Here is a 13766-nt window from a genome sequence, read left to right on the forward strand (position 1 = left end):
ATTAATTTCTAATTTTATTTGTTGATTTTTCCGGTTGATTTTAATAAATTATAATAAGCTAAACCCGCATCTGCTTTTGCAAGTTCCAGGTTAATTTGTGCCTGATAAAGTAAGGTTTGTGCATCCGCACGATCTGTTGCTGTAGCAATATTGCTCCTGTAACGCGATTCCTGCAGCCTGTTGTTTTCTGTAGCCTGTGCAATAGAAGTTTGTAATAAGTTCACCTTATTTAAAGCAGCTAAATAGTTCTGATAGTTTTGATTCACTTCATTTTTCAGGTTATCTGTAGTAATGCCTTTATTTATAATGGTTTGATCGCGTTCAATACGGGCTTCTGTTTCCCTGTTTTTGTTGCTCCAAAGTGAGCCAAAGTTCCAGGAGAATGATAAACCTGCAGTAAGTGGGGTGATATAATTACCTTTTGTTGGGAAAGGGTTAAGCGCAATATCCAGATAATATGCCCCAACTGTTGCTGCTAATGTTGGCAACCTGTCTGCACGTGTATTTTTAATATTGGTTTCTGCAATTTGTGTACGTAAATCTACCTGGCGTAACTCCGGGCGATTTGCATAAGCACTGTCCAAATAGTTTGTTAAAGGCAACACGGGATCATCTATAGTGTTAACCTGAGATACGCCAATTTCAGTTGTTTCCGGCAAACCTAACAACACATTCAGATTGTAATTAATTATTTTACGATTGCTCTCCAGTTCGATACCGTTTAATTCAATATCAGAACGTTGTAACTGAAAACGTAAAACATCATTTTTAGTAACAATCCCCTGTTCAAAAAAACGTTGTGCCTGTTTAATCTGTTGGTCAACAGTTGCTAAATTTTGCTCTACTACTTTTTTGTTTTGTAATACTTTGTACAAATTGTAGTATTCGTTGATAATGCCATAAGTAATCTGGTCTTTATCATTATCAACATCTAAACGGGCTACTTTTACCAGTAAGTCTGTTGATTCGCGTGCATATTTAAATTTTCCGCCTGCATAAATTGGTTCAGCAAGAGAAGCGATCCCTAAATTAGCATTTGCACTTTTTGGCAGGCTGAAAGAACTCGTCCCAAAGCTTAAGTTATTAACCGGAATTTGTGCGCGGCTGTACATGTAACTTACGCTCCCGCTGGGCAAAGCACGGTCTTTCGCCTGGTTATATTGAGAAACCGCCTGATCTATTTTTGATTGGGAATACTTTAAAGTTTTACTGTTGTCTAAGCCTAATTTAATAGCTTCATCTAAAGTAAGTGTTCTGTCTTGTGCATTTACTGTACCAACTGTGGCAGCTACTAATAGCAGCACCGAGGTAACACACTTTAAAACAGTAGCCCTCCTGCTGTTAAATGCAAAAGCTGAAGTTAATTTATTAATTTGTTCTATCATTTTTCTGTTGCTAAATAAGATTTTAAAAGTTTTTTCATGTATATTTTCATACGTGGCTTTAATTCTGATTCCAGGAAGTTTTCATCCAGCACATCTTTACCCAGCATCCGCGAGGCAACTTGCGGCGTATTGATGATATAATTTTTAGTGCCAAAAATAGTTGCAATACACAGGCCGATGTCTGCACCTTCAAAAAACGAGCCGTTATCAACCCCCTCCTGCATCACTTTTTTAAATTCTAACACATTAGTCATTAAAATGTCGGTGATTTTCTCATTAATTTCTGCATGCCTGCTTAAAGAAACCTCCCGGTTAACCAGCTTTTGAAAACAACTGTTGGCAACAACCCGATCTACATATTTATCAATATAAAGTTCCAGCTTGTTCCAGGAACTCAAGCTTTCATCTTCGTTGATGTTTTGCAGCAAGGTCCTAAAAAGATTTATTTTACGCTCAAAAACAGCAATAAACAAACCTTCCTTCGAGCCAAAGTAATAATTAAGCATGGCCATGTTCACATTTGCTTCACCTGAAATTAAACGTGTGGAAGCACCGTCATATCCCAACTCCGAAAAAACCTTTTCGGCAACATCCAGAATATGATCCTTTTTGTCGGTTTTCTCTTTTTCCATTTCGATGCAAATTTAATCAAACGATTGATTAAACTACAAGTTGTTGTAAAATAATTGACACATAAATGTTTTTTTAACCTGAAGTAAAGCCCATACTTAATATAAATACTTCTTTTACCACTATAAAATTGTTGTTATACTTTGTGTTAATAAACCGCGAACAAATAAGCCATGATCTTTTTAACTAACTTCACCATTTTATCTAAATAATGAAACGTTTCTATATCCTGCTGCTTTTTTTATGGTGTAAAAGCAGTATTTATGCACAAACTTCTCCTCCTGCTGACCGGGTTTCTATCGAACAGGAACTTAAAAAACTGCCCGTTTTAGGAAGCGTCCTTTACGTTGCTGCCCATCCCGATGATGAAAACACCCGTTTGCTGGCTTATCTAGCACAGGAAAAACATTACAGAACCGGTTATCTGGCTTTAACCAGAGGCGATGGCGGACAAAATTTAATTGGCAATGAGCAGGGCGAATTGCTTGGGTTAATACGGACACAAGAATTGCTGGCTGCAAGGCACGTAGATGGCGCAGAACAATTTTTTACACGTGCAAAAGATTTTGGTTTTTCTAAAGGGCCGGACGAAACTTTAAAAATCTGGGACAGAGAAAAAATTCTGGGAGATGTAGTTTGGGTGATCAGAAAATTCAGGCCGGATGTAATGATCTGCCGTTTCCCTACAACCGGCGAAGGCGGGCACGGGCACCATACCGCATCGGCCATACTGGCGCAGGAAGCTTTTGCGGCTGCTGCAGATCCGAAACGTTTCCCGGAACAGTTACAATTTGTACAACCCTGGCAGGCCAAACGTCTGCTTTGGAATACGTTTAATTTTGGCGGAAATGACACCACCAACCCCGACCAGTTTAAGATTGATGTTGGCGTTTATAATACGCTGCTGGGGAAAGGTTATGGCGAAATTGCTGCCGACAGTCGCTCTAACCATAAAAGCCAGGGATTTGGCACCGCAAAACAACGCGGCACTTCTTACGAATTTTTTAAAACGATATTAGGCGATGCCCCAAGAACAGATTTAATGGATGGCGTAAATACTACCTGGAAAAGAGTGCAGGGCGGAGACGAAATTAATATCAGGATCAATGATCTGGTAAAAAGTTTCAATCCAACAGAACCGGCAAAATCTTTGCCGCTGTTGATGGATATTTATGCTTCCGTACAAAAACTTTCAGATGCATACTGGAAAACACAAAAATTAAAAGAACTGGATTTACTGATACCGGCCTGCGCTGGTTTATGGCTGGAAAGTTATGCCGTTAACCCTACTTATGCTGTTGGCGACAGCATCAGCATCCGCAACCAGGTGATTGATCGGTCCGGGATAAATATTAAGCTGGTAGCTACCGAAGCAGGCGATCAGAAAAACACTTTTAATACTTTGTTGCCAGCCAACCAAATGCTTGGTTTAGACAGTAAAACCATTGCAAAAAAAATTACGCAGCCTTACTGGCTCGATGGCCCGCAAATTCACGAAATGTATCCGGTAGCAGAGCAGCAGTTAGTTGGTTATCCTGAAAACCCTGATCCGGTTACTGTTAAATGGCAATTTGTAATTTATGGGCATCTGATCACTCTGCAGCGACAACTGATGTATAAATACGTAAACCCGGTTCGCGGAGAAGTTTATCAGCCTTTAGAAATTACACCGCCGGTTACTGCAAATTTGGATCAGGAAGTTTATATTTTCAACAACAATCAGCCTAAACAAATTACGGTTAAATTGAAAAGTTTTACCAACAGTAATGGCAGCATCAGTTTAAAAGTTCCGGCCGGATGGAAAGTAGCTCCCGCAAATGCTTCTTTTACCGGCAAAAAAAAGGGGGACGAGTGGGGCGCTGTTTTTACTGTTACTTCCGGCATCAGCAAAAACGAAACCGATACCATACAAGCAATTACGCAGGTTAATGGCAAAACTTATACACAAGGCATTCATCAAATTAGTTACGAGCACATTCCGAATATTACTTTTTTCCCGCCGGCAGAAGCAAAACTGGTTAATGTAGATTTAAAAACAAACGGCAAAAGAATTGCTTATGTGCCCGGAGCTGGAGATTTAGTTTCGGAAGCTTTGCAACAAGTAGGCTATCAGGTTAATACGCTTACGGAAAATGAAATACTGACCGGCAACCTCTCTGTTTATGATGCGATTATTATTGGTGTGCGCGCTTTCAACATTAACAATCGTTTAACCGTTGAACAGCCTAAATTATTAGAATATGTTAAAAACGGAGGCAATTTATTAGTGCAATACAACAACAATAATGGTTTGGTAACTAACCGGATTGGCCCGTTTCCGTTTCGTATCGTTAACGTTCGGGTTACAGATGAAAATGCGCCGGTTACTATTTTAGATCCTGCTGATCCGGTTTTAAATTATCCAAATAAAATAACAGACCAGGATTTTAAAGGCTGGATTCAGGAAAGAGGAATTTACTTTGCAACAGACATCGACCCAAAATACAGAACTATTTTGCAACTAAACGATCCAAATGAACAACCAAATAAAGGTTCGTTATTAGTTGCAGATTACGGAAAAGGACGATTTGTATATACTTCGCTGGTATTTTTCAGGGAATTGCCGGCAGGTGTTCCGGGCGCTTACCGTTTATTTATCAATTTGATCAGCAAAGCAAAAAAATAAAATTAGCATTAGGCAGCAATCAATTATTCGGTTAATTTTACTGCCGTAAAAACAGCATTATGGAAAATAACGAAACAGAAGAAGTTAAAAATTTTGACAACTTATACTATATAGTGGGTTTGTTGGCAGGAATTATTACTGCTTATATTGTACAGGGAACTTTTTTATGGATGCTGATCGGCGCCGTACTGGGTTTGCTGAGCGCAGGGTTTTATGTAAGTAAAGTTGCACCAAGAGACGTAGAAAATTAAGGAACAGTTCCGCGCTTTTATCAAACTAAAAAACCAGCTAAACCACAAATGTGGTTTAGCTGGTTTTTTAGTTTTTGTGTTTAATTAATACCAGATCTTAAAGCTGGAGGATTTTAATATTTCTAAAGGAAACGCCATAGCCATGATCTTGTAATGCAATATGCCCTTTCGGAAAGGCCGCAAAGTTTTTCCAGGTCTTAAACTTGCTGTTTTCGAGCATGGTTTTCCATTCTTCGCTGCCCATTTGGGTTTCTACTATTTTTACACCGTTCAGCCAAAATGTTAGATGCCCGTTCTGTTTACGCAATTTTACCAGGTTCCATTGTCCGGCCGGTTTAGCAACATCCTGCGAAGGAGCTTTCATATCATATAACGACCCCGCTAAATGATTGGCCTTTTTATTGTCTTCTGCATTTTTGTTATCCAAAATCTGCATTTCTATACCGGTATCATACGTATTATGAAAAGCAGGGTCTTCATGAACGCCGAAAATTAAACCACTGTTTCCACCTTCGGCAATGTTCCATTCTAAGGTTAATTCAAAATTTTCGTATTCCTCATTAGTTACTAAATCTCCCTGGCCTTCGGCTTTTGGATTTAATTGGAGGATGCCGTTAGCAACTGTCCAGGCAGGCGTAACATCCGGTTTCAGGTAAGTATGCCAGCCCTGCGTATTCTTTCCGTTAAACAACAACTGTTCTCCATATTGTTTTTGGGAAGATTGATTTTGGGCAGATGCCGGATAAATAAAAGCAACAGATACAAATAAGCTTAACAGAAAGAGTTTCATAATTGGTTAAGGTTTGTGTTATTAAATTGGTTGAAGCTTCTTTTAAAGCTGTTAAATTTATAAATCTTAACCAAGATATGCTTCTTTTAGCACATAAAAATCAGTGTAAAAAATAAAAGCCCCACGAAACGGTGTCCGTGGAGCTTTCAACCTAAACCTTATCACAATTAAACCAATATTGCTATTGATTCAAATAATGATTCTTCAATTATCATACCAGAAATTAGCTTTTTTTCTAATAAACCTGCCCAGCTGTTTAAATATTTAATTACGTCTTCGCTTTTGTTGTGCTTTAAATATTGTTTTCCCTGCGGGAGATTAGCCAGAACTGCATCATCAGAAAGTTTTTCCAGATGGGCAAGGTCAGAACGGGTAAAGCCAAAGGCCAGCATTTCGTCGATAATATGATCAAAAGGCAAACCGCTTTGCGGACAATAATCAAATAATTGTTCGTTCCAGTCGCCATGTCGGCGCATTGCTTCCCGGTGTATAGCTGCCTTGTCCAGATTTGTAACCACTTGTGCTAAATTACCGCAATTACAACTGCCCATGTGGCCCCATTGGTACGGCGCTTTGTTTTGCAAGTTTTCTGCCGTTTTACGCAAAGCTGCTATTACTTGTATTGTTGCTTTTGCCATCTGCCTTAATTTTTTGAACCACGATTTATAGCTAAAAATAGCGCTATTTCTTTTCAAAAAACCATTTTCTAAAATAATGATCTAAAAAGAACAATCCTAAAACCACATCAAAAAACAAAAACCCTTTAATAACTACCGGATTTAAATAACTGTTTACAGCAGGCAGATTAATTTGTGGTAATTTTATTGCAACCGCATGCGACCAACTGATATTTGCAAAAATATATCCCAAAAGAAGCAGTATTGAAAAGATAAAAAAAGCAGCAATTACCCCAATAATGCGATGGTTAATATGCGTTTTTAAGGGTACTCGTGCCTGTTCTGACCGGATGTTTTCCATCACTTTAAAGGTAAAACCCATTGATGGTTCTTCCAGGTCAATTGCATTTATGTTTTCCTGAAATGCTAACAATTCTGCATATTTCCTCCGGTAATTTTCATCTTTTTCAATACGCTGGCTGATGGTTTTTTGCTCTTCTTCTGTACAAAAACCATCTATATAATTCCAAAGTTTTTCTTCTATTTCGTTCATAACAATTCCCTCACTTCCTCTTTTAACAAACTTTCCAGCTTTTCTTTTAAACGATGCCGCGCCCGGTGCAGTTTTACTTTCACCGTATTAGTTTCCATTTCCATTACGGCTGCTATTTCTTCTAATGATTGTTCGCCCTGGTAAAATAAAGTCATGATGGCGGCATCATCCGGCAATAATTTACTGATGGCTAAATTAATATAGAACGTTTGCGATTTTTGTTCTGTTTGGTCCGTTTTAAATTCTGTTTGATTTTTTACCTCCATAAAAACAGCATCATCATCTATAGAATAGGTGTTCAATTTTTTCTTCCGCAGAAAAGTCATGGAAGTAGTATAAACAATTGTGTACAGCCATGTACTAAATTTAGATTGCTGCTGAAAAGAACCCAATGCTTTATACGCTTTTACAAAACAATCCTGCGCCACTTCTTCCGCGTTTTCCCTGTTTTTTACAAAACGTATGGCAAGCGTAAAAACGTACCGCTGATGGCGTTTCACCAAATCTGCGTAAGCAGACTGATGGCCGGCCAAAACCTGCTTAATCAGTTCTATATCGCTTAATTCTTTTTGCATGAATTGTAAACTCTGACGCCCGAAATTAAGATGAGGTTACAGCTAATGCTTCTTTTATCGATATAAATTTATGAGCATCTTTTTATTTAACTGTATTTAACGTCCTTTTTGCTTGACCAAAAAGAACCAAAAAGTCAAGACCGCAGGTTTGCTAAATGGAATTTGCTTCTTTTATCAATATAAAATTTATTTATGCTTATGTGTAACCTAATTTAAAAGCAGGTGGTCATAACTTGTAATTCAATAAATTTAACTTTTTTAATATTAATAAAATGAGTCAGAGTCAATTAGCCCTTTTAATCCCAATTTTAGTTCCGCTTGCACTTTTTGCTTTGATTTTTGGGATTATTTACCTCAGGAACAAAGAAAGAATGGCCATGATTGAGCGTGGCATGGAACCCGATAACCGTTTACCGAGACAGCGGCAAAGCAATCCGGCCTTTAGCCTAACCTTTGGCTTATTGCTTATTGGCTCGGGCTTGGGTTTGTTTATTGCTTATATGATAGACCATTTTGCCTTATCAGACGAAAACAGCCCTGCAATTTATTTTTCGCTGATTGCATTTTTTGGTGGCTTGGGTTTGTTTGTTTCTTATTTGATAGAAAGAAAAGCAAACCAAAAGAAAGAACTGTAAATGCTTCTTTTACAGGTATCTTTCTTTGATGATATTGATGTGGTGCATTTCGTGGCCCGAGATTATATACAGCAATGCTTTTACAGAAACAATGGCGTTGCTGGCTTTTCCTTTACGTTTTAACTCTTCTTCGGTCAGGTTTTTGTACAGGTACAGGTTCGCTTTTCGTAACGCGCTAAATTCGTCTGCCAGATCTTCCAGTTCGCGTAACCTGTAGTTTGATTTTGAAGTGTAAAAGTTTTCATTAAAACCAGCCAGCGGATGATGATCGGCACGTGAAAACCGTAGCAAACGATAACTCATAATTCTTTCCGTATCGATCATGTGGCCCAATACTTCTTTTACCGACCATTTTCCTTCGGCATAAGCAAAATCAGCTTTGTCCGGCGGAAGGGATAAAAAGAACTCATAAGTCTTTTTCTGATTGGATGAGAGTTTTTCGAGCACATCGTCATCACCAACCAAATCTACATATCCTTGGTAAAATGGCGCGTATTCTTCTGGTTTCGGTTTGCTGATCATGCTTCAAGTCTTTTTAAAATAATACGAAAAGTGGTGCCTTTTCCAACTTCAGAGTCTTTCACAAAAATTTGTCCGTTATGATAATTTTCGATCATCCGTTTGGTTAACGAAAGCCCTAAGCCCCAGCCACGTTTCCGCGTGGTGTAACCCGGACGGAAAACGGTCAGGAATTTAGAACGCGGGATACCTTTTCCAGTATCGCTAACATCAATATAAACTAATTTTTTTGATACGCTTCCGCGGATAAAAACTTTGATTTGTCCGGTTCCTTCAATAGCATTTACGGCGTTTTTAAGCAGGTTTTCTAAAACCCAATCAAACAAAGGAATATTTAAACCTGCCTTTAACTGTGTATCTCCTGCTAAATCAAAACTGATTTTATTGGTAACCCGCACTTTAAAATAATCTACATAATCTTTAACCACATCGTAAACTACATGCGTTTCTAATGCGGGTTTTGAACCGATCTTAGAAAAACGGTCTGCCACAATTTCTAGGCGTTTAACATCGTTGTCCATTTCCAGTAAAAGCGGGTCATCTTCGGCATTAAACTTATCTTTCAGCAACTCGATCCAGGCCATTAACGAAGAAATGGGCGTGCCTAACTGGTGTGCTGTTTCTTTGGCCAGGCCAACCCAAACCTGGTTCTGCTCTGATTTTCTGGACGAATTAAAAGCGGTATAAGCAACCAAAAGGAAAACGGCAATGAGCAAAAGCTGCACATACGGAAAAATTTTAAGCTGGGTAAGCAGCAGCGAATCCTTGTAATAAACCAGCCAGTAATTGCTTCCGAACATCTTTAAGCGGATGGGCTCGTGCTGGGCTTTCATAGAAGCCAGTTCGTCTTTAAAATATTGCAGGTCGTATTTTACGGCCGGCGCTCCTTTTACCTGGTTTTTTTCTTCCAGATCAATAAAGGTTTTGGTAGAATCGAGGCCTTTAGTAGAGATGAAATCGCCTTTTTCATCGGTAATAATGGCAGGAACAGAAAGGCTATCACGAACGGTAAAAACGTAATTTAAAAAATCATTATCATCAGAAGATAAAACCTGCTGCATACTTCTCGCCCAAACTTCGGCACGCGTATGTTCGGATTCAGCTATATGTTTTACTAAGTAATTGGTATAAAACAAAGAGCCGCTGGCAATAACTGCGGCAAAAACAAGCAGCAGATAATTCCACTGTCGTTTGTGTTCGTAAGGGTTCATCCGCTTCAAAATACGCGAATCGTCCTGAAATATGGCAGTTGGGTTCATTTTGGCTTTGCTTTAAAATTATTGAAGCATTTATCTACAAGGTTAAAACTTATCTTTGCTTTAATTAAACAAATGCTGTTTTTACCGCTTAAAATTATATAATGTCTAAAAAAGTAAGAGTCCGGTTTGCGCCAAGCCCAACCGGCGGCCTGCATCTGGGCGGAGTGCGTACTGCGCTTTTTAATTATCTTTTTGCCCGACAAAACGAAGGCGATTTTATTTTACGGGTTGAAGATACCGACCAAACGCGCTTTGTAGAAGGTGCAGAAGAATATATTATAGATTGTTTAAACTGGTGCGGCATAACGCCGGATGAAGGGCCGCATGCAGGCGGCGGATTTGGGCCATACCGACAAAGCGAGCGCAAAGCGCTTTACCGGCAGTACGCCGAGCAACTGGTTAAACAAGGGAACGCTTATTACGCTTTTGATACACCGGAAGAACTGGAACAAAAACGTGCAGAAATAACCAATTTTCAATACGGGCACGCACACCGCAGCTCTTTGCGCAATTCACTTTTTTTGCCGGTAAAAGAAGTACAGGAATTATTGGATAAAGGAACGCCGCACGTCATCCGCATTAAAATGCCGGTGGATGAAACCATTGGTTTTACCGATATGGTCCGCGGGCGCGTTAATTTTGAAACCAGCCAGGTTGATGACAAAGTACTTTTAAAGGCTGACGGTATGCCCACTTATCATTTGGCGGTTGTAGTGGATGATTACCTGATGCAAATTACACATGCTTTCCGCGGGGAAGAATGGCTGCCATCCGCACCGGTACATTTGCTTTTGTGGGAATATTTAGGCTGGAAAAATGAAATGCCGCAATGGGCACATTTGCCTTTGATTTTAAAACCTGACGGACACGGAAAATTAAGCAAACGTGATGGCGACCGTTTAGGTTTCCCGGTTTATGCCATGAACTGGACCGATCCAAAATCTGGCGATTTGACAAAAGGTTTCCGCGAATTGGGTTTTTTACCGGAAGCTTTTGTAAACCTACTGGCACTTTTAGGCTGGAACAACGGAACAGATCAGGAGATTTTTACGTTGGATGAACTGGTGGAGCAATTTTCGATGGAACGAATCAGCAAAGCAGGTGCGCAGTTTGATTTTGAGAAAGCGAAATGGTTTAACCACGAGTGGATCAGGCAAAGCACTGCAATCAGCTTAACGCCTAACGTTATTTCTGTTTTAAGGCAACATGACATTTCCGCAGAAAACCATCCGCAGCTTACTAAAATTATTGATCTGGTAAAAGACCGCTGTACTTTGCTGACTGATTTTTACGAACATGCTTCGTACTTCTTCCAGAAACCTGCCGAAAGTAAGATTGATTGGACAAGCATCCAACCCAAATGGAATGATGCCAAAACTGATTTTTTCATTGCTTTCATCCAAAAAACGCAGGAAACAGCAAGCTGGGAAGCAGCATCGATCGAAGCAGCTTTTAAAGCATTAACGCAGGAAAAAGGCATTAAAATTGGCGAAGTAATGCTGCCTTTACGTGTGATGCTGGTTGGCGGAAAATTTGGCCCTGCGGTTTTTGATATTGCCGAAGTGTTGGGCAAAGAGGAAACGGTGGAAAGAATTGAACTGGCTTTAGCAATTTTAGGCCGATAAAAGAAGCATGATGAAATCCAATATAAAAGCCCTTCCTCCAGATACTGATCTGGAAACAAAAGCTGTTCTAAAAAAACTACCTGCTGCGCATCGTCGGCTGGCAGAACTGAAAGGTATTTCGTCAACTATTCCTAATGAAACTATCCTGATCAATACCCTTACCTTACAGGAAGCGAAAGATAGTTCTGCCATAGAAAATATCATTACCACCCATGATGAGATTTATAAAGCAATGCTTTTTGAAGAGCTTTTTTTAAATGCTTCTGCAAAAGAAGTTAACAGTTATGCTGAAGCCTTGAAAACAGGTTTTCAGATGATCCGGCAGCAAAAAATTTTAAAAACCAGTCATATTCTTCAAATTCAAAAAATCTTAGAGCAAAATGACGCCGGTTATCGTAAACTACCCGGAACTTCTTTAGTAAATGAAGCAACCGGAGAAACTGTTTATACGCCTCCGCAGGATTATGATTCTGTCATCCAATTAATGGATAACCTGATTTCATTTATTAATGATACAGAATTATATCCTGCTGACCCTTTAATTAAAATGGCTGTGATCCATCATCAGTTTGAAAGTATCCATCCTTTTTATGATGGGAACGGCAGAACGGGCAGGATTATTAATATTTTATACCTGGTCCTAAACGAACTGCTTGATTTACCGATACTTTATTTAAGTCGTTATATCATCAGGCATAAAAGTGATTATTACCGTTTATTACAAAAAGTAAGAGATACAGGTGATTGGGAAGAATGGATTTTATACATGCTGGACGGCATTGAGCAAACCGCAAAAGAAACTATTTTATTAATTGTCAACATCAAAACCTTGATGCAGGATTATAAAATGCGGATCCGCAAAGAATTTCCAAAAATGTATAGTCAAGACCTTTTAAATAACTTATTCAGACATCCCTATACCAAAATCGAATTTCTGATGAATGAACTAATGGTTTCCAGGTTAACTGCAACCAGATATATAGATTTGCTGGTAGAAAAAGGTTTCTTAGAAAAACAAAGGATTGGCCGTAGCAATTTCTACATCAATACTCCTTTATACCAATTATTTAAAGGAGAACCTGTAAAAGATGCTATTGCGCCACCTATTAAAACAATAAATGCTGAAAAATTATAAATTGATTGATTAAATAACGTGTAAAGAAAATGCCAAAATCTTTAAATGTGGATACTGATATGTAAAGAAAACAGCAAAATCTTTACATATCACTTTTGACGTGTATAGAAAAACGCCATTTTCTATACATGTCGTTATTAACGTATATAGAAAAACGCCATTTTCTATACATATCAGTTTTTCAGTCTGATTTTTTCTATCTTGCTTTCAATGAAAACGAACCCTTTTCCCTTTTTAACTCTTCTCTCTTTATTTACTCTTGCTACCCTGATTTTAGGCGGTTGCGCCAGTAATCCTTATGCCATTACAAATCGTTCGTATAAAAAACAAGCGAAAGCGTATGCAAAGATTATCGGTCAAGTCCCGCCGGTAACAACAGGAGAAACGCCGCCTGATAAGGCCAATTGGGTTGGCACAACCAATTTCAATTTGCGTAAACCCAACTATGTCATCATCCATCATACCGCGCAAAACTCAACAGAACAAACCTTGAAAACTTTTACGCTTCCCAGAACGCAGGTAAGTGCGCATTATGTGATTGGGAAAGACGGCAAGGTTTACCATATGCTGAATGATTACTTGCGTGCGTGGCAAGCCGGAAATGCCAAATGGGGAGGAAATACCGACATCAACAGTAATTCGATTGGTATTGAACTGGACAATAATGGTTTTGTACCTTTCCCGGAAGCACAAATTAACAGCTTGCTACTGTTGCTTGCTAACCTGAAAAAAAACTACAATATTCCAACCGCTAATTTTATCGGGCATGGCGATATTGCACCAACCCGCAAAAACGATCCGAATAAATACTTTCCCTGGAAAACTTTAGCCGAACATGGTTTTGGCAACTGGTACGATATGGCTTTAGACACTGTTCCGGCAAACTTTAATGCTTTGCAAGCGATGCGTATTATTGGTTATGATACACGTGATTCTATTGCTGCATTAGCTGCTTTTAAGCGGCATTTTACACCGCAGGATAGTACACGGATGGTTACGGATTCGAGCAGGATGATTTTGAATAATTTGATTAGGAAGTATTAATTTTAATAGGATATAATTATCTTTATATACACTTTTTACTCGGATAAAACTTTCTAATTAAAACTACATCAGATATTTTTAAT

At 38.9% G+C, this 13766-nt stretch carries 14 protein-coding genes; 6 read left to right on the top strand and 8 right to left on the bottom strand.

Annotation, left to right across the window (positions count from 1 at the left end; all coding sequences use genetic code 11):
• Window positions 1-14: 14 nt before the first annotated feature.
• Together GO621_RS01020 and GO621_RS01025 are read right to left on the bottom strand one after the other, a co-directional pair.
• Entirely contained in the window at window positions 15-1385 is a 1371-nt protein-coding gene (locus GO621_RS01020; protein WP_157563146.1) for a TolC family protein, read from the bottom strand.
• Window positions 1382-2017, bottom strand: coding sequence for a TetR/AcrR family transcriptional regulator (locus tag GO621_RS01025; protein WP_157563148.1), 636 nt, complete (start codon window positions 2015-2017; stop codon window positions 1382-1384). Before GO621_RS01025 ends, GO621_RS01020 begins: the two co-directional genes overlap by 4 nt.
• A gap of 209 nt (window positions 2018-2226) precedes the next feature.
• On the opposite strand from GO621_RS01025, the gene GO621_RS01030 reads away from it, so the two are divergent.
• Both GO621_RS01030 and GO621_RS01035 read left to right on the top strand, forming a co-directional pair.
• Complete coding sequence (locus tag GO621_RS01030; protein ID WP_157563150.1) at window positions 2227-4680, top strand: PIG-L family deacetylase; 2454 nt, start codon at window positions 2227-2229, stop codon at window positions 4678-4680.
• A 59-nt stretch (window positions 4681-4739) separates the two neighbouring features.
• The gene (locus tag GO621_RS01035; protein ID WP_157563153.1) at window positions 4740-4931 is read left to right on the top strand and encodes a hypothetical protein; all 192 of its coding nucleotides are present in this window, start codon (window positions 4740-4742) and stop codon (window positions 4929-4931) included.
• A gap of 97 nt (window positions 4932-5028) precedes the next feature.
• On the opposite strand, the gene GO621_RS01040 is transcribed toward GO621_RS01035, so the two are convergent.
• The 4 genes from GO621_RS01040 to GO621_RS01055 form a co-directional block, all read right to left on the bottom strand.
• A complete protein-coding gene (locus GO621_RS01040; protein ID WP_157563156.1) occupies window positions 5029-5721 on the bottom strand; it encodes a 3-keto-disaccharide hydrolase in 693 nt (230 codons plus the stop codon).
• A 167-nt stretch (window positions 5722-5888) separates the two neighbouring features.
• The gene (locus GO621_RS01045; protein ID WP_157563159.1) at window positions 5889-6359 is read right to left on the bottom strand and encodes a hypothetical protein; all 471 of its coding nucleotides are present in this window, start codon (window positions 6357-6359) and stop codon (window positions 5889-5891) included.
• Window positions 6360-6402: 43 nt separating this feature from the next.
• Window positions 6403-6891 (bottom strand): hypothetical protein, encoded by a 489-nt coding sequence (locus GO621_RS01050; protein WP_157563161.1) that lies wholly within the window; start codon window positions 6889-6891, stop codon window positions 6403-6405.
• Window positions 6888-7466 (bottom strand): RNA polymerase sigma factor, encoded by a 579-nt coding sequence (locus tag GO621_RS01055; RefSeq protein WP_157563164.1) that lies wholly within the window; start codon window positions 7464-7466, stop codon window positions 6888-6890. Before GO621_RS01055 ends, GO621_RS01050 begins: the two co-directional genes overlap by 4 nt.
• Window positions 7467-7738: 272 nt before the next feature.
• Here GO621_RS01055 and GO621_RS01060 point away from each other — a divergent pair, with 272 nt between their 5' ends.
• The gene (locus GO621_RS01060) at window positions 7739-8101 is read left to right on the top strand and encodes a DUF6249 domain-containing protein (RefSeq protein ID WP_157563167.1); all 363 of its coding nucleotides are present in this window, start codon (window positions 7739-7741) and stop codon (window positions 8099-8101) included.
• A 9-nt stretch (window positions 8102-8110) separates the two neighbouring features.
• On the opposite strand, the gene GO621_RS01065 is transcribed toward GO621_RS01060, so the two are convergent.
• A complete protein-coding gene (locus tag GO621_RS01065) occupies window positions 8111-8623 on the bottom strand; it encodes a DinB family protein (protein ID WP_157563170.1) in 513 nt (170 codons plus the stop codon).
• Complete coding sequence (locus GO621_RS01070; RefSeq protein ID WP_157563629.1) at window positions 8620-9831, bottom strand: sensor histidine kinase; 1212 nt, start codon at window positions 9829-9831, stop codon at window positions 8620-8622. The genes GO621_RS01065 and GO621_RS01070 overlap by 4 nt, the downstream gene beginning before the upstream one ends.
• A gap of 149 nt (window positions 9832-9980) precedes the next feature.
• On the opposite strand from GO621_RS01070, the gene gltX reads away from it, so the two are divergent.
• The 3 genes from gltX to GO621_RS01085 all read left to right on the top strand — a co-directional run bounded on the left by gltX (window position 9981) and on the right by GO621_RS01085 (window position 13683).
• On the top strand, window positions 9981-11504 hold the full coding sequence (gene gltX, locus GO621_RS01075) for a glutamate--tRNA ligase (protein ID WP_157563172.1): 1524 nt from the start codon (window positions 9981-9983) through the stop codon (window positions 11502-11504).
• Between the two features lie 7 nt (window positions 11505-11511).
• The gene (locus GO621_RS01080) at window positions 11512-12639 is read left to right on the top strand and encodes a Fic family protein (protein WP_198170090.1); all 1128 of its coding nucleotides are present in this window, start codon (window positions 11512-11514) and stop codon (window positions 12637-12639) included.
• Window positions 12640-12849: 210 nt separating this feature from the next.
• Window positions 12850-13683 (top strand): N-acetylmuramoyl-L-alanine amidase, encoded by an 834-nt coding sequence (locus tag GO621_RS01085; RefSeq protein ID WP_157563174.1) that lies wholly within the window; start codon window positions 12850-12852, stop codon window positions 13681-13683.
• Window positions 13684-13766 lie beyond the last annotated feature (83 nt).

Origin of the sequence: Mucilaginibacter arboris, from assembly GCF_009754915.1 — a bacterium.
Classification (GTDB): domain Bacteria; phylum Bacteroidota; class Bacteroidia; order Sphingobacteriales; family Sphingobacteriaceae; genus Mucilaginibacter_A; species Mucilaginibacter_A arboris.